Source organism: Thauera aminoaromatica (genome assembly GCF_000021765.1).
Classification (GTDB): domain Bacteria; phylum Pseudomonadota; class Gammaproteobacteria; order Burkholderiales; family Rhodocyclaceae; genus Thauera; species Thauera aminoaromatica.
Window position 1 is genome coordinate 3221796 of record NC_011662.2, and the last position, 20721, is coordinate 3242516.

General features: G+C 71.3%; 14 protein-coding genes. 6 read left to right on the forward strand and 8 right to left on the reverse strand.

All coding sequences use genetic code 11. The features are described from left to right. Positions 1–14: 14 nt before the first annotated feature. Both TMZ1T_RS14195 and TMZ1T_RS14200 read right to left on the reverse strand, forming a co-directional pair. Entirely contained in the window at positions 15–1457 is a 1443-nt protein-coding gene (locus TMZ1T_RS14195; RefSeq protein ID WP_012585767.1) for a flavin monoamine oxidase family protein, read from the reverse strand. 165 nt (positions 1458–1622) lie between these two features. Continuing rightward, complete coding sequence (locus tag TMZ1T_RS14200; RefSeq protein ID WP_012585768.1) at positions 1623–2660, reverse strand: helix-turn-helix domain-containing protein; 1038 nt, start codon at positions 2658–2660, stop codon at positions 1623–1625. A gap of 198 nt (positions 2661–2858) precedes the next feature. Here TMZ1T_RS14200 and TMZ1T_RS14205 point away from each other — a divergent pair, with 198 nt between their 5' ends. Beyond that, on the forward strand, positions 2859–3335 hold the full coding sequence (locus TMZ1T_RS14205; RefSeq protein WP_004303204.1) for a MarR family winged helix-turn-helix transcriptional regulator: 477 nt from the start codon (positions 2859–2861) through the stop codon (positions 3333–3335). 23 nt (positions 3336–3358) lie between these two features. Here TMZ1T_RS14205 and TMZ1T_RS14210 read toward each other — a convergent pair whose 3' ends face one another. From TMZ1T_RS14210 to peaA, 5 genes are all read right to left on the reverse strand, one after another. Beyond that, entirely contained in the window at positions 3359–4393 is a 1035-nt protein-coding gene (locus tag TMZ1T_RS14210; protein ID WP_004303202.1) for a M12 family metallopeptidase, read from the reverse strand. Positions 4394–4528: 135 nt separating this feature from the next. Continuing rightward, on the reverse strand, positions 4529–5659 hold the full coding sequence (peaD, locus tag TMZ1T_RS14215) for a quinohemoprotein amine dehydrogenase subunit beta (protein WP_012585769.1): 1131 nt from the start codon (positions 5657–5659) through the stop codon (positions 4529–4531). Positions 5660–5674: 15 nt separating this feature from the next. Then, positions 5675–6001, reverse strand: coding sequence for a quinohemoprotein amine dehydrogenase subunit gamma (qhpC, locus tag TMZ1T_RS14220; RefSeq protein ID WP_004303198.1), 327 nt, complete (start codon positions 5999–6001; stop codon positions 5675–5677). Continuing rightward, a complete protein-coding gene (gene peaB / locus TMZ1T_RS14225) occupies positions 5998–7431 on the reverse strand; it encodes a quinohemoprotein amine dehydrogenase maturation protein (protein ID WP_004303196.1) in 1434 nt (477 codons plus the stop codon). Before peaB ends, qhpC begins: the two co-directional genes overlap by 4 nt. A gap of 16 nt (positions 7432–7447) precedes the next feature. Then, a complete protein-coding gene (peaA, locus tag TMZ1T_RS14230) occupies positions 7448–9040 on the reverse strand; it encodes a quinohemoprotein amine dehydrogenase subunit alpha (RefSeq protein WP_012585770.1) in 1593 nt (530 codons plus the stop codon). Positions 9041–9292: 252 nt separating this feature from the next. Between peaA and torR the strand changes: the two genes are divergently transcribed. The 5 genes from torR to TMZ1T_RS14255 all read left to right on the forward strand — a co-directional run bounded on the left by torR (position 9293) and on the right by TMZ1T_RS14255 (position 20001). Then, positions 9293–10021: a two-component system response regulator TorR gene (gene torR / locus TMZ1T_RS14235; protein ID WP_004303192.1), complete on the forward strand. Its 729-nt coding sequence runs from the start codon at positions 9293–9295 to the stop codon at positions 10019–10021. Between the two features lie 19 nt (positions 10022–10040). Continuing rightward, a complete protein-coding gene (locus TMZ1T_RS14240) occupies positions 10041–16370 on the forward strand; it encodes an AAA family ATPase (RefSeq protein ID WP_012585771.1) in 6330 nt (2109 codons plus the stop codon). 168 nt (positions 16371–16538) lie between these two features. Beyond that, positions 16539–17960 (forward strand): aldehyde dehydrogenase family protein, encoded by a 1422-nt coding sequence (locus tag TMZ1T_RS14245; protein WP_004303188.1) that lies wholly within the window; start codon positions 16539–16541, stop codon positions 17958–17960. Beyond that, positions 17961–18935 (forward strand): hypothetical protein, encoded by a 975-nt coding sequence (locus TMZ1T_RS14250; RefSeq protein ID WP_012585772.1) that lies wholly within the window; start codon positions 17961–17963, stop codon positions 18933–18935. It abuts the gene before it with no gap. A 10-nt stretch (positions 18936–18945) separates the two neighbouring features. Further along, on the forward strand, positions 18946–20001 hold the full coding sequence (locus TMZ1T_RS14255) for a U32 family peptidase (RefSeq protein WP_004303184.1): 1056 nt from the start codon (positions 18946–18948) through the stop codon (positions 19999–20001). Here TMZ1T_RS14255 and TMZ1T_RS14260 read toward each other — a convergent pair. Next, positions 19995–20603 (reverse strand): NifU family protein, encoded by a 609-nt coding sequence (locus TMZ1T_RS14260; RefSeq protein WP_004303183.1) that lies wholly within the window; start codon positions 20601–20603, stop codon positions 19995–19997. The two genes, TMZ1T_RS14255 and TMZ1T_RS14260, sit on opposite strands and share 7 nt — an antisense overlap. Between the last annotated feature and the right edge of the window lie 118 nt (positions 20604–20721).

The window sequence follows — 20721 nt, forward strand, 5'->3', positions numbered from 1 at the left end:
GATGCCGGCTCCCATCACGCGCGACCGCGCAGCTCGGCCGCGACCGCCTGTCCGACCTGCAGGCCGGACTCGATCGCACCGTCGATGAAGCCGCGCCAGCCGGTGGCGATGTCCGCCCCGGCGAAGAACACCCGGCCTTCGCGGGCACGCAGGTCCTCCAGGTGCTTGCCGAACTGCCCCGGACGCAGCGTGCACCAGGTGCCGCGCGAATACGGATCCAGCCCCCAGTCGTAGCCGAGCACCTGTTCGACCGCAAGGTGGGGCAGGAAGCGGCGCACGAAGGGCTCGACCGCCTTCGGGTCGTTGAGATCGACCCTGCCGTCGACTGGCGGACCGAAGGCGACCAGCACGCCGCCGTCCTCGCCCGGCTGGTCGGTGAACACCATCGTGAACAGCTCGGTCTCGGGCGCGAAGAAGATCAGCGTCTCCAGCCGGCCCTTCACCTTCAGATAGAGCTTGTGCCCCTTGCCCGCGTGGTGCTCCTTCGCCATCGCGGTCTTGCCGGGCAGCAGCGGCGGCGAGAACTCGATCTGGCCGGTCGTGTTCACCGGCACCGCGACGACCGCGAAGCGGGCGGAGATGCGTTCGTCCGCCTCCGTCACCAGGCTCACGCCTGCGGCGTCCTGACTCAGCTCCACCACCGCGGTCGACAGGCGCACGTCGAAGCCGCCGTCCTCGGCCATGCGCTCGATCAGCGTCGAGGTCCCGTCCTTGAGCTTGTAGCGCGCGCAGCTGTAGAGCAGCCGCGCCGCATCGCCATCGACCAGCGACCACCAGCGCAGCATCTCGGTGTAGGCGCCGCTCGCGATCGGGCCGTGACAGTTGGTGGCCATCATCGCGTTCATGAGGTCGCGCTGCGCCGGACTCATCTCGATTGCCGCCATGCGGTCGGCGATCGACAGGTGATCGAGCTTGCGCCCGGCGGCCGACAGGCCCGCCATGAACGGTCGTTCGAAGACCTCGCCCGCCTCGGCATGGAAGCGCTTGAGCGCGTCCTCGAGCAGCGCCCAGTTCTCCATCACCGGGATCTCCAGCACCTTGCCCTCGGACATCCACAGCACGCGGTCGGGATGGGCGACGCCCGGCGTCTCGGCGATCTCCATGCCGTAGCGCATCACCTCGGCCCACACGTGGGGCTGGGTGTAGTGGATCCAGGTGCCGCCCAGTTCCACCTTGCGCTCGCCGAAGTTCGCATGGAAGGTGCGCCCGCCGAGACGATTGCGCGCCTCGAGCAGCAGCACCCTCGCGCCACGGTGGGCGAGTTCGCGCGCGGCGGTGACGCCGGCGAAGCCGCCGCCCACCACCACCACGTCGTAGCCGGGCTGCGCGGGCGCCGCCGCGCCGACGCCCACCGGCAACACCGAAGCGGCCGCAGCCGTCGATGCCAGCTTCAGGAACCGTCGCCGCGCACTGTCGTCGGCGCCCGCGGCCGACGCCGCAGAGGTCTTGTATTCCATGATCTCCGATCTCCTCCGTCGCCGCTGTCCATGCTCTGGAATGAGCGTCCGCGGCGTGTTGCGCTCGCACCAGCTGGCCGAGTCGTGATGTGGAGATTAGGAAGACCGATGCATGGGACGGTATCCGCAATCGGCATGGAAATGCCGACGCAGTGCAGCAAACGCTCAACCGGGACCGTGCGGCGTGCTGCCACCCTCTCGCCGACGCGTCTCCGAGGGCAGCTCTCCGAACAGGGCCCGGTAGTACGCCGCGAACCGCGGCATGTGCCAGAAGCCCCAGCGCGCCGCGATCGCGGCGATCGGTTCATCGGGGCTGCCGGTCGCAACACGGAGCTCGCGCCGCACGGCGTTCAGGCGCACGTTGCGCAGGAACTCCACCGCCCCCATCCCGACGAGGTCCTCGAACGCGTACTGCAGCGAGCGCCGCGACACCGCGAGGCTGCGGCAGATGTCGGCGATCTGGAGGGGCTCGCTCGGGCGCTCGAGCGCCAGCTCGCGCACCTTGCGCACGATCCAGGCCTTCACGCTCGGACGCAGGTCCGCCGTCGGGCGCTCCGAGGCCCGATCCAGCGTATCGAGCATCAGCGACAGGACGCAGTCGCGCATCGCCGCCCTGCTCGCCGGAATCTCCAGCAGGCCGGGCTGGCGGCGGGCCACGACGACGATCTCGATCAGCGCGCGGCGCAACATCCCGGCACGCCTCGGCTGCTGCTGGAGAAACGGGCGCTGCAGCGATGCCTCCGCGGTCCGCGGCGAGTCGCTGGCGGCAAATCCGCACAGCAGGGATTCGGACACCGTCGCCGAGACGATATCCATGCGCTCGCGGGAGAAGATCTCGAAATCTCCGCCGCCCGGAAGCCACGACACCGCCCCGTCCTGGATCGGAACGCCGCAATACATGCCGGCGCCGCCGCCTGCCACCGGAATGCCGAGCGACACCATGCCCGCCCGATTGCTGCCTGCGGTCCACACCGAGCGGTTGCCCGTCTCCCACAGGACCTCGAGGCCGTCGTCGATCCACAACTCCTCCGCGCCGCCCTCGAAGCAGCCCGGTGCGAGCTGCTCGTAGGTCGCATTCCAGGCAAGCAGCCCCCTGCCGAAATCGCTCACGTCGCCCACCTGGACAGGCCCGGGCAGGCCCGCCGATACCGGGGCCGCATCGGGTGCCGCGGGCGGCAAGGGCGAGCAAGCGGGTGTGGGCATCGGCGCTCACCAGGCGGTGGGGCGAACAGACGGTGGCGGGGCGGGATGAGGTGCGCCGGCGGGCCGCGTCCCCACGCCTGCCGCGCATCGGCAAGCGATCCGCGCGCCCTCGTCCTGGCGCGGGCCGCCAGGTTTGCCCGCGCCGCGCGCTCCGCCTGTTAGAATTTCACGCTTGTTCAACCCCGAGTCGAGCGACCGATGGGCCGTGGCAACGACGAAACGAGCGCGCAGACCCCGCCGGAGGGCATCCGCTTCGGGATGCTCCCCGAGCTGATCGGCTACCGCCTGCGCATCGCGCAAATCGGCATCTTCCGCGACTTCTGCACGAGCATGGACGAAGCCGAGATCACCCCCACCCTGTTCGGCGTGCTGGTGTTGATCGATGCCAATCCGGGCATGAAGCAGACCCAGCTCGCCGACGCGATCCAGCTCGACCGCTCCAGCGTGGTGTCGGTGCTCGACAAGCTCGAGGCACGCGGCCTGGTCGAGCGCGTGCGCGCACCGGACAACCGGCGCGCCAACGCCCTGCATCTCACCGCTACCGGCCGGCACTTGCTGCAGCGCCTGATTCCGCAGGTCCGGACCCACGAGGAACGCGTGCTCCAGGATCTCGATCCTGCCGAACGCGTGCAGTTGCGCAAGCTGCTCGGCCGCCTGCTGCTCGCGGCCGGCTGAAACGGCCGGCCGCGCATGCGGACTCAGTTCGCCGTGCGCACCGCCACGGTGTAATCCCCGACGCCGCTGGCGCGATTCCAGTGACGCACCTGCACGAAATACTCGCCTTCGACCAGATCCGTCGCGATGCGCGCGTTGCTGCCCAGGCCGGAGTCGTCGTCCTCCGCGATCAGCGCGGTCGGTGAATCGGGGCCGAAGAGTTTCATGTACACGTCGGTCGGACCGCGCGTGTCGACCACGTAGCGCCCGGGCTGCGTCACGCGGAAGCGGAACACGTCCTCCTCGCCGAACTTGCCGATGCTGGCGGCGGTGCGCCGGCGTGCGTTGACCTTCAGCTCGGTCACCTCGCCCGTTACGCCGGGCTTGGCGCGCGGATACATCTTCGCGCCGGCGATGAACTGCTTGTCGAGCTCCGACAGCACCTCGTTGCGCGAGGTCGCCACGCCGTTGAGGGTCCACTCCGCAGGGAAGAAGTACAGCATCACCGACTTGGGGTCGAAGTCGGTGCCGTTGACCTGGTTTGCGGCGTACTTGCGCAGGATGTTGTGCCGGGTCTGGGTCTCGCTCCAGTGATTGGGCGGCCCCGCCATGGCGCGGATCACCGCCTGCTCGTTCCACTGGATGCCGCCGGCGGGGTTCTGGTGCTCGTGCGCGAGCCCGATCGCATGGCCGAACTCGTGCGCCGCCGTACCGCCGTCGAGGAAGCCGAGGTTCATCGTCGGCTCGTTGACCGGTATGCTCTTCGCGTCGGTGCCGATGTAGCTCCAGGCTCCGTCGTTCTCGTCGAAGGTGATGCGGATCTCGGCCGCGGGGGCGTCGTCGAACACGAACTGCAGGTTGGCGTGCGCCGTCCACCACGCGGCCTGCTCCTGCACCTTCTTCTTGTGCTGCGCGCTTCCACCCATGAAACGCACATGCAGGGTGGAGCCGTTGATCCAGGTCTTGCCGATCGGCGATAGTCCGCGCACCTGGCCCGGCCGGTCGGGCATGGTGGTCTGGAAGCGCATCAGGTCCCGGGGCAGCACCCGGTCGAAGCACACCTTGGGCGTTCGGGTCATGGCGGATCCCTCCCTGACGTGGCCGCGACTCGCCGCAGCAAGCGGCGTTCGCCGAATCCGGTCGCGGCAGCGGCCGGCTCCTGCTGAACATATAGTACGGGCCCCCGTCAGGCGCCAGGGAAACACGCACCGCGACTACGGGCGCCGCCAGGCCACGCGCACGTCGGCGGTCGACATGTCGCCCGGGAGCTGGATCGTGCCGATCTTCTCCAGCGTGCCGCTGTCGTGGATGCTGATCGTGCTGCCCGCCCCGCCGACGTAAACACGCGAGGCGTCGCGCGACAGTTGCAGGCTGTAGTAGGTGTGGTCGAGCTCCACCACCTTCAGCGTCTCGCGCTTTTCGATGTCGTGCCTGGAGAGCGTATTGAAGGCGCCGTAGAGGATGTTGCGATCGCGCGGATCGGCGACAAGCGAGAAGATCACGAACTCGAAGGGGAAGATCTCGCGCGCCTCGGCCTTGCCGGTCGCGAGGTCCACCCGGCTCATGCCCCACCACCATTCGGCGCTCGCCATGTCCTGGCGGTCGTCGGCGAACTTCGCGGTCACGTAGGGCATCACGTACTCGTTCAGATGCTCGCCCTGCGAGTGCATCGCGAACGCGTCCGGCGTCAGCCAGCGCGGACCGCGGTCCCAGCTCGCCAGCGCCGACACGGTGCGCACCGCGCCGCTGCGCACGTCGATCGCCTCCACGTCGGCACCGCCGAGGATCACCTCGCCGCCGGCGGTGGCGGCGATCTTGGTGATGCGGCGCTTGACCGGGAAGCTGCGCACCGGCTTGGCGTCCAGCCCGTCGGCGATGCGATATACCGCGAGGCGCGGCGGCAGCACCTCGAAGCGGTCGGCACCGCGGCGCACCGGGTTCTGCACGGTGTACAGCTCGCTGCCGTCCGCGCTCACCGCGAGCGACTGCACCGTCTTGACGGTGACGTCGCCTTCCGACTGGCGGGCGGAGAACACCAGCTTGCAGGTCTCGAGCTCGAAGCCGTACACGTCCTCCCACAGGTTGCCGAGCACGAAGGCGTGACGGCCGTCGCGCGTCGGCACCAGCGCGCCCGAGCCGAACTTGCCGGGCAGCTCGCAGCTGCGCGCGATGCGGTCGGTCTTCATGTCGATGACGTGGAGCAGGCCGGGCCGGGTGACGGTGAGCAGGTACTCCGCGTCGCTCGTCGCGGATTTCTGCGCCGGGGTCGCGCACGCGGTCGCGAGCGCCGCGGCGGCGATCGCGCCGGCTGCCCGCAGCGCACGCAGGTCGGGGATGAGGCTCATGAGGATCGCTCCCATTCAGATCTTGTCCTCGAAGATGCCGTCCAGCTTGCGCCAGTCCCTGGTCGCATCGGCCTTGCCGTCGCCCCAGTCCGGGTAATGGCTCATGGTGTCGGGCACCTGCGCCGGCCACCAGCACGAGTCGGCGCAACCGTAGAGGTCGGCCTCCATCGGCTGGCACAGCGAGGCGGCGCCGCCGAAGGCGTCGATCTCCCAGCCCGGGTCGGTGGTCGCGGTGCAGCCGACCACCGTCTGCATGGCGACGACCTCCTCGATCGCCTCGGGCTTGCCCTCCGCGGCGTCCAGGCGCTGCGCCTTCTTGTTGAGCGACTTCAGGTGCTTCATGCGGTCCTCCGCGGGGAAACGTGTGCGGCGAAAAAGCCGGGGTTCTCGGTGACGATGCGCGCGTAGGTCTCGATGCCGAAGTCGATCCAGTCGCGCAGCAGTTCGCAGTAGTGATAGGAAGGCGCGGCGGCATCGCCGTACTTGGCGTAGCTCTCGTGGTAGCAGCCGCCGGAACAGAGGTTGCGGATGCGGCAGGTCGCGCAGCCGGTGCCGTTGCGGTCCAGGCGGCGGCCGATGAAGGCGCCCAGGCGGGCGCGGTCGATGCCGGCATCGACGTCGCCGAAGGTGGGCAGCGCGGAGCCGGTGAAGCGATGGCAAAGGTTGAGCCCGCCCTTGCCATCGACCGCGAGCAGCCCGACCCCGGCGCCGCAGGGCAGCCGCTTCTTGTTGCCCTCGTGGAGGTCGGTCATGAGCTGGTGCAGATTGCCGAAGCCGAGGCTGCGGTTGCGCAGCGCCGCGTCGAGATAGCGCCGACCGAGCGCCTTGAGGCCGTGGAACACCTCGGCGAGCTCCTCGGCGGTGAGGTTGAAGGCCTGGATGTCGCCCGAGGTCACCGGGCCGAAGCCGACCTCGGCGAAGCCGACCTCGTGGTGCAGGTGCTCGAAGATCGGCACCACCCCGGTGATGCCGCGGGTGAGCGTGACCCGGCAGCCGACCGGGCGCGCACGGTAGCGCGCGAGCAGCAGGTCGACCTTGCGCCGCACCACGTCGTAGGTACCCTCGCCGCCGAAGCTGCGCCTGTTGCGGTCATGCACCGCGGGCGGCCCGTCCATCGACACGGTGACCCCCACGCGGTGGGCGTCCAGCCAGTCGATGATCTCGGCGGTGAGCAGGGTGGCGTTGGTGGTGAGGGTGAAATCCACGCGCGCGCCGACCTCGGCGAAGCGGCGCTCGGCGAAGTCGACCACCGCGCGGATCAGGCCCATGTTCGACAGGGGCTCGCCGCCGAAGAAGACGAGGGTGTATTTCGGCTTGCCGGGCGACTCGACGAGCATCATCTCGATCGCCTTCGTCGCCGTCTCCAGGCTCATGCGCAGGCCCTTGGCCGGCGCGCTGAGGTCTTCCTTGTAGCAATAGGTGCAGCTCAGGTTGCAGCCCGTATTGACGTTGAGCACCAGGGTGTCGAGGGGAAAGCGCGTCGGCGGGTCCGGCGGCGGCTCGATCGGGCCGTCCTCGCCGTGCTCGGCGAGCACGTGGAGCTGGCGCAGCTCGTCCACCGTCTCGCGCAGGGCGAGCGCATCGTGGCGGCCACCGAGGCGATCGGCCAGGGTCGCGGTCTCGAGCGTGGCCTGCTCGTCGAACAGCGCCAGCACGTCGCGCGCGGCGCCATCGAGCTCGAACAGGCTGCTGCTCGGCACATGGAACAGCAGCTGCCGGCCCGCGCTGTCGACGCGGTGCAGGTTGGGCCGGATCAGGGTCAGGGTCGTCATCGGATCCGCCCCGCGCTCAATCGAGCGCACGCTGAACGAAGTCGGGCACCGCGACGTCGAGCTTGCCGCGCCCCTCGACCGTCGCGCCCGCGGCCTCGACCGTGGCGACCACATTCACCCGGCCGGTGTTGCCGAGCGACTTCGGCCGCGCCGGGTTCGGTCCCGCATCGCCCGGGACGAACACGCCGTCGGCACCGATATGGCCGACGAAGTCCGCATCGTGTGCCTTCTCGGCCTCCTCGTCGGCGGCCTCGATCGACCAGCGTGCAGGCAGGTAACCGAGGCGCAGGTCGTCGGCGGTACCCGCCTTGCCGTCGCGCCCCGCCGCCCAGCCGATGGCGCGGTAGGCGACGCCCACCTTCTGCATCTGCGCATCGCCCGGCCCGCCCACGCGCGCGATCGCGTTGGCCGGCTCGACCTCGACGCGCGCCACCCGCCCATAAACTGCGAGCAGCCCCTTGCCGCGCGCGCTGCCCACCGCCACGTCGTTCAGCCCGTCACGGCCCTCGGCACGCGCACGCACCACCACGCGGTCGGGGCTGCGCGAGACCACCTCGAGCACGCGCACGCCCTTGCCGAGCGACACCGCCCCCGCCAGCCCGCTGCCGACCACGGTCAGCTCGGCGGTCTCGCCGCGGCGCAGCTGCGCGGGCATCACCGCCATCACCATCGGCGCGGCACCCTCGCGCAGCGCGCTCAGCGCCCCGCCCATGCGGCGCGAATCGGCAAAGTGCTGGCGCCCATGCATGCGCTCGCCGCGCGCATCGGCCGCCATCACCTGGCGCAGCGCGACGCCGTCGATGTCGACGCTGCCCCGCCACTCGTAGCCGGTGTACACCGTGGCCACGCCACGCCCCGAGAGCAGGGCCCCGTCGGCGTAGCGGCCCTCGATCGCCAGTTCGTAGCGGTCCTCGCCGGCCGCGCTCGCGCGCATCCGTCCCTCGAACGCGCCCTTGCCGGGCAGGAAGCCGGCGATCCGCCAGCTGCCGTCCAGCGCCGTGCGCGGCGCGGCCTGCCACGCCTTCCATGCGCGCGCATCGAGCGCGAAGTCGCGCGCCAGCGCGGGGGCGACCTCGTTCACCGCGAGCGGGAACCACTGCCGGTCGCGTGCCAGCGAGTGGAACTCGAGCGTCGGGTTGAGGCCGATGTGCGTGTGCATCAGCAGCTTCCACTCGTCCTCGCTGCGCCGCTGCAGCGCGAAGCGGGCGCCGGAGTGGCAGCGCGCGCACATGTCGCGGTAGCGCCCGTCGATGGTCTCGACGCGGTTGTTGTCGTGCTCGAGCAGATAGCGCCAGCCCGCCGTCTCGGCCGGGGCCAGCCCGCGCGTGTCGGCCAGGTACTTGATCAGGCGGCGCTTGTCCTCGGCCGAGACCTTCGCGCCGTGCTGTTCCTGCATCCGGGTGATCGTCATCTGCCAGCCTTCAGGGGTCTTGCGCTGGCCCTCGACGCGGGAAATGCTGCCGCCCTGCGCGCTGTGGCAGGACAGGCAGTTCGCGGCCAGCAGCGCCGCGCCGTCCGCCGCCAGCGCCCGCTCCGGCGCGCCGACCACGGCCGCCAGGGCGAGCAGCCCCGCCGCGATCATCGACGTGATGTTCCTTTCCTTTTCCAAGGCCTTCGCTCCTCGCTCCGTTGCGCATGCGGCCCGGGCGGGTGCCGTGGCGGCCCGCCGGACTTCCGATGACGGACACGATAAGGCCGTCCGGTAAACGAACTTGGCGGCCGATGTGCCGAGTTGTGCGCGAATGTAAACGCCGCGCAACATCCCACGCACGCCCTCTCGCGACGGATTGCCGGTGACGGGGATTCGGGGGATCATCCGCGCACGACAAGCGAACGTTCGACCCCAAACGAAGGAGGATCGATGTCGAAGGAGACACCCGCGATGCCGCACATCATGGTGGTCGAGGACGACCCCGTCTCGCGCGCATTGCTCGTCGGCTATTTCGAGAAGGAAGGCTATCGCGTCTCCGCGAGCGACAATGCCGACGACCTGCTGCAGCGCGTCGAGCAGGAGCGCATCGCGCTCGTGCTGCTCGACATCCGCCTGCCCGGCAAGGACGGGCTCACGCTCACCCGCGAGCTGCGCGCCGCCTCGCGCGTCGGCATCATCCTGGTGACCGCGCGCGACGACGAGATCGACCGCATCGTCGGGCTCGAGCTCGGCGCCGACGACTACGTCACCAAGCCCTTCAACCCGCGCGAGCTGCTGGTGCGCGCGCGCAACCTGCTGTGGCGGGTGGCGCAATGCGCCGGCAGCGAGACGCGCGAGGCCGAGCAAGGCTGCTTCCGCTTCGAAGGCTGGACGCTGAACCCGCACAAGCGCCAGCTGGTCTCCCCGGACGGCCGCATCGAGCGCCTTCCCCAGGGCGAGTTCAAGCTGCTGATGGCCTTGCTGAGCCACGCCGGCCAGGTGCTGTCGCGCGACCAGCTGATGGATGCGATCCACGACCGCGAGTGGACGCCCAACGACCGCACGGTCGACGTGCTGGTCGGGCGCGTGCGCCGCAAGCTCGACGACAACCCCGCCGACCCGCGCCTGATCCTGACCGCGCACGGCGCGGGCTACCTCTTCGCCGGCGAGCTCGACTGAACCCGCGCCGGCCGCCGCGATGAACGCGCCCCCGCTGCAATACCGCCTGCTCAAGCGCCTCTACCAGGGGCGCTGCAGCACGGTGAGCCGCGTGCTGCTGCCGGGACGCGACGCGCCGGTGATCGTCAAGCAGCTCGATCGCGGACGCTGCGCGCCCGGGGCGCCCGCACGCCTGCAGCACGAGTTCGAGCTGCTCGGCACGCTCGAGCTGGAAGGCATTCCGCAGGCGCTCGAGCAGCTCGAGTTCGAGCGCGGCCCGGCGCTGGTGTTCGCCGACCGCGAGGCGCATTCGCTGCGCCAGGCGATGCGGCCCGGCAGCCGCGAATGGCACGACTGGCTGGCGCTGATGATCCGGGTGTGCGAGCTGCTCGGCAGGCTGCACGAGGCCCGCGTCATCCACAAGCAGATCAATCCGGACCACATCCTGGTGACCCCGTCCGGCGCGCCCCTGCTGGTCGATTTCGGCATGGCGACGCGCTTCCTGCGCGAGCAGGCGGACTGGAACACGCCGCAGCTGGCGGGACATCGCCTGCCCTACCTCGCCCCCGAGCAGAGCGGGCGGATCAACCGCGAGATCGACTACCGCACCGACTACTACAGCTTCGGCGCCACCCTGTACGAGCTGCTCACCGGCCAGCCGCCCTTCGCGGGTCGCGAAGGGCTCGAACTGGTGCATTGCCACATCGCCCGCAAGCCGCGCCCGCCGCACCACATCAACCGCCTGCTCCCCGAGGCGGTCTCCGCCGTGGTCCTGAAGCTGCTCGCCAAGGACGCCTCCGAGCGCTACCAGTCGGCGCACGGCATCGTGCACGACCTGCGCGAGTGCCTGCAGCGGCGGGAACAGCCGGCGGCGCACGACTTCGTGCTCGCCAGCCGCGACGTCTCCGCGCGCTTCCAGGTGCCCAGGCGGCTCTACGGCCGCACGGCCCAGCTCGCCGAACTCGAGGGTCGGGTCGAGGCGTGCGCCGCCGGGGGGCGCGCGATCGTGCTGATCAGCGGCTACACCGGGGTCGGCAAGTCCAGCCTGGTGCACGAGTTGCGCCGTGCCGTCCTCGAGCGCCACGGCCACTTCGCCAGCGGCAAGTTCGACCAGTACCGCCGCAACCCACCCCACTCCGCGCTGCTGCAGGCGCTGCGCGAGCTCGTCCGTCAGCATCTCACCGAGCCGGGCGAACGCCTCGCGGCCCTCGGCAGCCGTCTGCGCGAGCAGCTCGGCGGCTACCTCGGCACGCTGGTGCGCCTGCTGCCCGAACTCGGCCTCGTCGTGCCCGACGCCGGCACGTCGCCGGCCGGCCAGCACCGCTTCGACGAGCAGGGCCGCCTGCATCTGTTCTCGCGCCTGATCGACGCGCTCACCGAGCCCGGACAGGCGCTCACGCTTTTCCTCGACGACCTGCAATGGGCCGACCCGGCCTCGCTCGGACTCATCGAGTCGCTCGCGACCCACGCCGGGCTGCCGCGCCTGCTGCTCGTCGGCAGCTACCGGCACAACGAGATCGGGCCGGGCCATGCGCTCGCCGGGTTCATCGAGCACCTGCGCAGGAGCGCGCTGCCGCCGGTGGAACTGCGCCTGCAGCCGCTCGACCTCGCGCAGGTCCGCCAGCTGCTCGCCGACACCTTGCGCTGCAGCCCGATCGAATGCGCGCGCCTGGCCGAAGCCTGCCACGAGAAGACGCAGGGCAATCCGTTCTTCCTCAACCAGCTCCTCGACGCGGTGCACGAGGAAGGCCTGATCCGCTTCCACGGCCAACGCTGGGAATGGGACGAAGCGGCGATCCGCGCGCGCGCGCTCAGCACCGACGTGGTCGAGCTCATGGTCGAGCGCCTGCGCCGCCTGCCCGAACGCACGCGCGCGGTGCTGCCGCTGGCGGCCTGCATCGGCGGCACCTTCGACCTCAAGACCCTGTCCATCGTCGCCGAGGGGCGCGCGCGCCAGCTCGCGCACGACCTCGTGCCGGCGCTCGGCGAGGGCCTCGTGGTGCCGCTCGACGACGGCGACCGCCCCGAGCGCGACCGTCTCGGGCGCGCGCGCTATCGCTTCGCGCACGACCGCGTGCAGCAGACGGCCTACTCGCTGCTCGCGGACGACGCGCGCGAGCAGCTCCATCTGCGCGTCGGCCGCCTGCTGCGCCAGAACCTCGACACGGGCGCGCTCGACCGCCGGGTCTTCGAGATCGCCGGCCACCTCAACCTCGCGCGCAGCGCCATCGACGACCCCGACGAACGCATCGCGCTCGCCACCCTCAACCTGTGCGCCGGGCTGCGCGCGCGCGAATCCGCCGCCTTCGAGTCGGCCCTCGACTATCTCGACAGCGGCCTCCACGCGCTGCCCGCGGACGCCTGGCGCACGCAGCACCGGCTGTGCCTCGACCTGCACCTCGCCGCCGCGGATGCGGCCAACAGCCGCGGCGACGGCGAGCGCATGCAGGCCCTGCTCGATGCCGCCCAGGAGCACGCGCACGCTCCGCTCGACCGCGTACGCTGCGAGCAGATCCGCATCCAGGCGCACGTCGCGCACAACCGCTTCGGCGCCGGGCTGGAGATCGCGCGCGACACCCTCGCGCGTCTGGGCGTACATCTTCCCGCGGCGCCCGGCCGCCTGCGCATCGCGGCAGAACTGCTGCGCACCCGCCTGCTGATCCGCCACACCGCGCCGGAGGAACTGCTGCACATGCCCGCAGCGACCGAGCCACGCGTGCTCGCCGCGCAGGCGCTGCTCGGAGGCATGTTCGGCATCGTCAAGTTCTCCAGCTCCGCCCTGCGCCCGCTGGTGATGGCGCGCCAGGTCGAGCTCGCGCTGCGCCACGGCCACACCGACGCCAGCGCCCAGGCCCTCGCCGGCTTCGGCGGCGTGCTCTGCGGCGTGCTCGGCGCGATCGACGAGGGCTACCGCGCCGGCACGCTGGCACTCGCACTGGAGGCGGCGCGCCCTTCGCGCCAGGGGCGCCAGCGCACCTTGTCGCTGTTCAACTGCTACGTGCGCCACTACCGCGAACCGCTGCAGTGCGCCCTCGACGGCCTGCGCGAGGCACACGCCGAGGCGCTCGCCTGCGGCGATCTCGAGTACGCCGCGTACAGCCTCGCCGCCGCGATCCAGTACGCGGTGCCGCTCGCCGACGATCTCGAGGCCCTCGCCCGGCGCATGCGGGGGCAGTTGGTGCAGCTCGAACAGACCGGGCAGCAGCAGTCCCTGCAATACAGCTACATGGCGCTTCAGGCGGTCACCCGGCTGTGCGAGCCGTCGGCCTCGCCCACCGCGCTCGACGGCGAGCATTACCGCGAGGCGGCGATGCTCGAGGCGCATCGGCGCGGGAACCACCTCACCGCGGTCTGCCTGCACCACTTCTACAAGGCCTTGCTCGCGCTGGTGCATGCGGACTATCCCGCCGCACTCGCCGAATGCACCCTGGGCGAAGCCCACCTGCCCTACGTCGGCGGCACCTATACCGCGACCTGGTTCCGCAGCCTGCATGCGCTCGCGCTGCTGCGCACCCTGCCGCCACCGGGCAAGGCGCGCCGGCGCGCGCTGCACACGCTGCGACGCCTGGTGCGCCACGTGCGCATGCAGGCGAGGCATGCGCCCGCCAACCACGCCCACCGCGTGGCGCTGATCGAGGCCGAACGCCTGCGCGTGCGCGCCCGCCCCGGGGCAGCGGCGGCCTACGATCGCGCCATCGCGCTCGCGGAGCAGGGCGGCTTCTGGCTCGACGCCGCGCTCGCCTGCGAGTTCGCCGCGCGCTTCCACCTCGATGCCGGCGAACGCGCGGTGGCGCGCAGCTGCTTCGACGACGCCTGCCGACGCTACCAGCGCCTCGGCGCCCACTCCCCCGTCGTCCATCTGCACGAGCAGCTCGAGGAATACGGCCTGTGGCCCCGACCGCCGGGGCTCGCGGGCGCGGGCGAAATGCAGGGCGGCCTCGACGAGACCAACCATTCCTTCGACCTCTCCTCGGTCATCGAGGCCTCGCAAGCGATTTCGGACGAGATCGTGCTCGAGCGCCTGATCGAGCGCCTGCTGCAGCTCGCGCTGACGAGCGCGGGCGCCCAGCGCGGCGCGCTCGCCTTGAGCCGCGACCGGCATCTGCGCGTCGAGGCGATCGCCGGGCTGGAAGAGGGCTCGACGCTGATGTGCAGCCTCGCCCTCGAAGCCGCGACGAGCCGCGTGCCGGTCAGCGTGCTCAACTACGTCGCCCGCACCGGCGAGGCGCTGGTGCTGGGCGACGCCCCGCGCCAGCAGATGTTCGCGCACGACCCCTACATCCGCAGCCAGGCGCCGCGCTCCTTGCTGTGCATGCCCATCCTCTACCACGGCGAGCTCACCGCCCTGCTCTACCTCGAGCACCGCCTCGGCCGCGACATCTTCGACCAGCAACGCCTGAAGACGCTGCGCATCCTCGCCGCGCAGGCGGCAATCTCGATCGAGAACGCCAAGCTCTACCTCGGCCTGCAGCAATCCGAGCAGGCCTACCGCTCGCTGTACGAGAACGCGATCGAGGGCATCTTCCGGGTCGATCCCGACGGGCGCTTCCTGTCCGCCAACCCCGCGCTGGTCCGCCTCCTCGGCCACGACAGCGCGGCAGAGTTCCTCACCGGCATCACCGACGTCAGCACGCAGTGCTTCGCCCGCGCCGAGGACCAGCGCCGCTTCCTCGGCCGCCTCAACATGGAGGAGAAGGTGGTCGGCTTCGAGACGCGCTGGCGCCGGCGCGACGGCAGCGAGGTCGAGGTCTCCATCTCGGCCCGCCGCGTGCTCGACGACGGCGGGCGGCTGCGCTGCTACGAGGGCTCGCTCACCGACATCGGCGAACGCAAGGCCAAGGAGCGCGCCGAACTCGCACGCGAGCGCGCCGAGGCCGCCAGCCGCGCCAAGAGCGACTTCCTCGCCGCGATGAGCCACGAGATCCGCACGCCGATGAACGGCATCCTCGGCATGGCGCAGCTGCTCGCGCGCTCCGGGCTGGCGCCGGGCCAGGCCGAATGGGTGGACGCGATCCGGGCCTCGGGCAGCACGCTGCTCGGGATCCTGGACGACGTGCTCGACTTCAGCAAGATCGAGGCCGGGCAGCTCACGCTCGAGTCCGCGCCCTTCTCGCCGGCCGAGGCGCTCGCCGCCCTGCGTCCGATGCTGGCGACGATGAGCGCACAGAAAGGGCTAGTGCTGCGCCTGGAGATCGATCCGGCGCTCCCCGGAGGGGTGCTCGGCGACCGTCGCGCACTGCACCAGATCGTGCTCAACCTGGCCGGCAACGCGGTGAAGTTCACCGCGCGCGGCTTCGTCGCGGTGCGCGCGCGGTGCCTGCCGGCGCGCGCGGGGCGCTGCCGCCTGGGCCTGGAGGTCGAGGACAGCGGCATCGGCATCGCCGAGGAGGCGCAGCGCCGCATCTTCACCGAATTCACCCAGGCCGACGGTTCGATCACCCGCCGCTTCGGCGGCACCGGCCTGGGGCTGGCGATCTGTCGGCGCCTCGTCGACCTGCAGGGTGGAAGCCTGGGCGTGCGCAGCCGCCCGGGAGAGGGCAGCACCTTCTCCTGCGAACTGGAATACCCCCTCGCAACCCCGGCGCCACGGGCATCGCCGCGTCCGCACGCTGCCATCGGCGAGGCGCGCCTGCACGTGCTGGTGGTCGAGGACGTGGAACTGAACCGCTGCATCGCCGGCACGCTGCTCGAGGACGAGGGCCACACCGTGCGCTTCGCGTCCGACGGCTACGGCGCGCTCGAGCTGCACGAGCGCGAGGATTTCGACACGATCCTGCTCGACATCCACCTTCCCGACCTCGACGGCATGGAGGTCGCACGCCGCATCCGCCGCCACCCCGACGCGCGCAAGGCGCGCGCGCGCATCGTCGCGCTCACCGCTTCGATCACCACCGACGAGGTGGCGCGTTACCGCGCGGCCGGCGTGGACGCGGTCGTCGGCAAGCCCTTCGACTTCGACGAGCTGATCCGCAGCCTGCGCGAGCCCCCCGTACCGCCCGCCGCGGCACCGGGGAGCGCCCTGATGGACACGCGCCTGCTCGCCACCCATTTCGCCCGCCTCGGCGACGAGCGCGTGCGGCCGATGATGGACATGCTCGCCACCCAGGGCCGCGCCGGGCTCGCCGAGTTCGCCGCGAGCGCCGACCCCGCGACCCAACGCGAGCGCCTGCACCGGCTCGTCGGCATGGCCGCGAACCTGGGCCTCGCCGCCTTCGCCACGCGTTGCCGGGAGCTCGAGGCGACGCCCCTCCCGGCCGACCTGCGCGCACAGGCCGGCGCGCTGCGGACGCTGTTCGAGGACAGCATCGCGGCGCTGCACGCGTTCGCCCCCCGGGACGCGCAAGCTGCGCTCGAAGCCGCGGCGCGCTGAGGCCGCCCGCCTCGCGCCGCGCACGCTACAACTGCGCACAATTCCGCACAAATCGTGAAAAGCTGGTTTACAGCGCCGGGCTAGTCTTCCCATCGACGCAGGCAGGGCCGCGGCAGCCGACCCGCGAGCCCGTCACCACGCCTTCCAACTCCTGCCAGGATCCGATCCATGAACAAGACGCCCTCCCTCGTCATCGGCGGCCGCAAGGTCGCCGGCGACCGCGGCACCCTGCCGGTCATCGACCCCGCGCTCGGCGAGGCCTTCGCCGAGTGCCCGAACGCCTCCCCCGCGCAGCTCGACGAGGCGGTGGCGGCGGCCGCGCGCGCGTTCGAGCAGTGGCAGCACAGCTCCTGCGCGGAACGCCGCGCCCTGCTCGAAGCGATCGCCGCGCGCATCGAACAGAACGCGCCCGAGCTCGCCGAGATCATCGTCCGCGAGCAGGGCAAGCCGCTCGCGCTCGCGCACATGGAGGTCGGCGGCGCGGTCGCATGGACGCGCGCCACCGCCGCGCTCGAGCTGCCGGTCGAGGTGATCGAGGACCGCCCGGGCAAGCGCATCGAGCTGCACCGCAGGCCGCTCGGCGTGGTGGGATCGATCACGCCGTGGAACTGGCCGCTGATGATCGCGGTGTGGCACATCATGCCCGCGCTGCGCGCCGGCAACGCGGTGGTGATCAAGCCCTCGGAGCTGACCCCGCTCAACACCCTGCGCCTGGTCGAGCTGATCGACGAGGTGGCGCCGCCCGGGCTGGTGAATGCGGTGGCCGGCGGCGCAGCGCTCGGGCGCGGGATCTCGGGCCACCCCGGCATCCACAAGATCGTGTTCACCGGCTCGACGCGCACCGGCCAGGACATCATGCGCAACGCCGCCGACACGCTGAAGCGGCTCACACTGGAACTGGGCGGCAATGACGCCGGCATCGTGCTGCCGGGCACCGACATCGGCGCGATCGCCGAGGGGGTGTTCGGCAGCGCCTTCCTCAACATGGGACAGACCTGCGCCGCGCTCAAGCGCCTCTATGTGCACGAGTCCCAGTACGAGGACATGTGCCGGCACCTGGTCGCCATCGCCGCGCGGCAGAAGCTCGGCAGCGGCCTGGACGAGGGCACGAGCTTCGGGCCGATCCAGAACCGCGACCAGTTCGAGCGCGTATGCGAGCTCGTCGAGGATGCACGCGCCGCCGGCGCCCGCATCCTGTGCGGCGGCGAGCCGCTGCCCGGCAAGGGCTACTTCTACCCGCCGACCATCGTCGCCGACATCGCCGACGGCACCCGGCTGGTCGACGAGGAGCAGTTCGGCCCGGTGCTGCCGGTGATCCGCTACCGCGACGTGGACGAGGCGCTGCGGCTCGCCAACGCCAGCACCAACGGTCTCGGCGGCTCGGTGTGGTCGGGCGACCTGGAGGCCGCGCGCGCGCTGGCGAACCGCCTCGAGTGCGGCACGGTGTGGATCAACGGCCATGCCGAGGTATTGCCGCACTGCCCCTTTGGCGGCTGCAAGATGTCGGGCTTCGGCGTCGAGTTCGGCCTCGAGGGGCTGCTCGAATACACCCGCCCGCAGCTCTTCAACATCAACCTCCCCGCCGCCTGAATGTCCGCACCGCTCGGCTTCCTGCGCCGCCCGTCCGCGCCGGCAAGCGCGAGCGTTGCTGCGAGCACGGCGTCGCCTCCGTCCCTGGCTGCGCTGCCGGCGACCGGGGTGGCGATCGCGGTGGCGATGGTGCGACCGCGCGCACTGGAGCACCTGGGTGCGGACACGCCCGCACGCGCGGCATTCTGGTCCGCCACCCTGCACGACGAGGCGCTCGCGGCCTGGCTGGCACCGCTGCGCCCGACGCGGCTGCGCGTCGGCAGCGAATTCTGCGAGCGCCTGCTGCCCGAGCCCGCGCAGCTCGCGCGCACGCTCGCCGAGGCGTCCGTGGCCGGGCTGGAGGTCTGCCTGCTCACGCCGGTGGCCTCGCCCGAGGTCCTGCGCGCCCTCGATGCGCTCTTCGCCCTGCTGCCGCCGGGCGCGGAGGTGGTGGTCAACGACTGGGGGGTGGCGCTGCGCCTGCGCGAGCGCCATCCGCTGCTGCAGGCCGTCGCCGGCCGCATCCTGTGCCGCATGCTCAAGGACCCGCGCCTCGGCAACCCGCAGTACGCACCGCCCGCCGCGCACGGCTTCGCCTCGCCCTGGACCCGGCGCCTGCTCGCCCGCCTGGGGATCGCACGCGTCGAGATCGACCTGCCGCTCTTCGCGTCCGCCGACAGCTTCGCGGGCGTGCCGCTGCCGCTCGGGGTGCACCTGCCCTTCGCCTTCGTCGCCAAGGGACGCATGTGCCGCACCGCAGGTCTCGCGCGCGAGGGCCCGGAGCGGTTCGCGGCGCGGCCCTTCTGCCACCACGAATGCCTCGGACTCGCCGCCCGCACCGAGCGCACACGCGACGGTACACACGACGCCTGGGAGACCCTGCACGTGGGCAACACCGTGTTCTGCCGCCACTCCGCCGCCAACCTCGCCACGCTCGCCAGCGCGGTCGCGGCGGGCCGGGTGGCGCGCCTGATCGTGCCCGGCGAGACCTTGTGAGGAAACGCGCATGAAGATCGTCGCCCCCATCCGGCAACTCGACGAGATCGCCGCGCTGGCGCGCGCCGGGGCGGACGAACTCTATTGCGGGGTGACGCCGCGCGAGTGGGCCGAGCGCTTCGGTGGCGCCAGCGCCAACCGCCGTCCCGGAGGCAACCTCCCCTCGCTGGCCGCGCTCGCCGAGGCGGTGGCGCTCGCCCACCGCAATGGCGTACAGCTCTCCCTGGTGCTCAACGCACAGCAGTATTCGGTCGAACAGATCGAGTTCGCGCTCGCGATCGCGCACCGCTACGTCGACATGGGGGGCGATGCGGTGATCGCGAGCGACCCCGGCCTGCTCCTGGCGCTGGCCGAAGCCGAGCCGGAGCTGCGCATCCACGTCAGCTCGGTGGCCACCTGCCGCAATGCCGACGGCGCCCGCCTCTACCGCGAGCTCGGCGCGCGCCGGCTGATCCTGCCGCGCGACATCACCCTCGACGAGGCCGCGGAGATCGCCGCCGCAGTGCCCGACCTGGAGATCGAGGCCTTCGTGCTCAACGACGGCTGCGTCTACGAGGAAGGCAGCTGCAACACCCTGCACCTCCCGGGCGCGCTCGGCGGGCCGATCTGCCTGGACCGCTACGCCTACGCGCACCGCCACCGCGACGGCCGGCCGCTCTCGGCCGCGCTCGCGGCCCGCCTGCAGGAGAACGACGAGGCCTATCGGCGCTGGCTGTGGTACCGCTTCTCCTGCGGCTTCACCACCACCGCCGACGGCCTGCCCTTCGGCCCCTGCGGCCTGTGCGCGATCCCGGCGTTCGGGCGCGGCGGCATCCACGCGCTCAAGATCGCCGGCCGCGAGGGTCCGCCCGAGCGCAAGCTCGCCAGCGTGCGCATGGTCCGGCGGATCCTCGACGCCCACGACAACGGCGAAGCCCCCGCGGCGGTGATGGCCCGTGCGCGCAACCTGCGGCCTGCGCACGAACACTGCGCGACCGGCTTCATGTGCTACTACCCGGAGGTCGTCTCCCGCGCATCCGAAGCGGCGCAGCCGCTGTGCGACGGTCGCGCAGCAGGTGCTCAGTAGATCGGCTCCACGAGCAGGCGGTCGTCCACATAGTTCTGCAGCAGGTTGTTGATCGCGAACAGCGTCCCGGTCGAGGACGACGGACAACCTCCGCAGGCGCCCTTGTAGCGCACCGTCAGGGTGAATTCCTTGAGCTTGACCACGTCGAGGCCGCCGCCGTCCTGGTCGAGGAAGGGCCGGATGTGCTCGTCGAGGATCTGGTTGATGCGCATCAGCAGTTCGGCATCGTCGGCCTCGACCTCCACCGGCTCCTCGGCCACGGCCTCGCCGGCGCCGATCGCGGCGCCCGCCGCCCCACCCGGTCCTGCCGGGTTGGCGATGCCGATGACGCGGCGCGCCTTGTGCCCCTCGATCAGCTCCGTGACCGCGGGCTCGATCGCCGACCAGGGCGTGCCCGGGTCGCGGGTGATGGTGATGAAGCCACCGGTGCAATAGATGTCGACGACGCCGGGCACCGCCAGCAGGCTCTCGCCCAGGGTGTCGCCGACGACCGCGACACCAGCGCTGAAATGACGCGGCGCGCCCGTATACAGCGGCGCATCGAGCATGAACTTGTTCGCCAGCGGGTTGGGCGTGGACATGACGGCGGTGACATTGGGCATGGCGGACTCCTCCGGCTTGGTAGGGCTGTGCTGCGACTGGGGGAAGCGATCCGTGAGCACCGGGACAAGGCGGAGTGCGGGACGGATTGCGACACTGCGGAACGAATTCTACTTGTCG

What these genes read in the sequence shown, in the direction of transcription:
- TMZ1T_RS14195 (WP_012585767.1), bottom strand. Translation starts at nt 1,457, where the DNA reads ATGGAATACAAGACCTCTGCGGCGTCGGCCGCGGGCGCCGACGACAGT.
- TMZ1T_RS14200 (WP_012585768.1), bottom strand. Translation starts at nt 2,660, where the DNA reads ATGCCCACACCCGCTTGCTCGCCCTTGCCGCCCGCGGCACCCGATGCG.
- TMZ1T_RS14205 (WP_004303204.1), top strand. Translation starts at nt 2,859, where the DNA reads ATGGGCCGTGGCAACGACGAAACGAGCGCGCAGACCCCGCCGGAGGGC.
- TMZ1T_RS14210 (WP_004303202.1), bottom strand. Translation starts at nt 4,393, where the DNA reads ATGACCCGAACGCCCAAGGTGTGCTTCGACCGGGTGCTGCCCCGGGAC.
- peaD (WP_012585769.1), bottom strand. Translation starts at nt 5,659, where the DNA reads ATGAGCCTCATCCCCGACCTGCGTGCGCTGCGGGCAGCCGGCGCGATC.
- qhpC (WP_004303198.1), bottom strand. Translation starts at nt 6,001, where the DNA reads ATGAAGCACCTGAAGTCGCTCAACAAGAAGGCGCAGCGCCTGGACGCC.
- peaB (WP_004303196.1), bottom strand. Translation starts at nt 7,431, where the DNA reads ATGACGACCCTGACCCTGATCCGGCCCAACCTGCACCGCGTCGACAGC.
- torR (WP_004303192.1), top strand. Translation starts at nt 9,293, where the DNA reads ATGTCGAAGGAGACACCCGCGATGCCGCACATCATGGTGGTCGAGGAC.
- TMZ1T_RS14240 (WP_012585771.1), top strand. Translation starts at nt 10,041, where the DNA reads ATGAACGCGCCCCCGCTGCAATACCGCCTGCTCAAGCGCCTCTACCAG.
- TMZ1T_RS14245 (WP_004303188.1), top strand. Translation starts at nt 16,539, where the DNA reads ATGAACAAGACGCCCTCCCTCGTCATCGGCGGCCGCAAGGTCGCCGGC.
- TMZ1T_RS14250 (WP_012585772.1), top strand. Translation starts at nt 17,961, where the DNA reads ATGTCCGCACCGCTCGGCTTCCTGCGCCGCCCGTCCGCGCCGGCAAGC.
- TMZ1T_RS14255 (WP_004303184.1), top strand. Translation starts at nt 18,946, where the DNA reads ATGAAGATCGTCGCCCCCATCCGGCAACTCGACGAGATCGCCGCGCTG.
- TMZ1T_RS14260 (WP_004303183.1), bottom strand. Translation starts at nt 20,603, where the DNA reads ATGCCCAATGTCACCGCCGTCATGTCCACGCCCAACCCGCTGGCGAAC.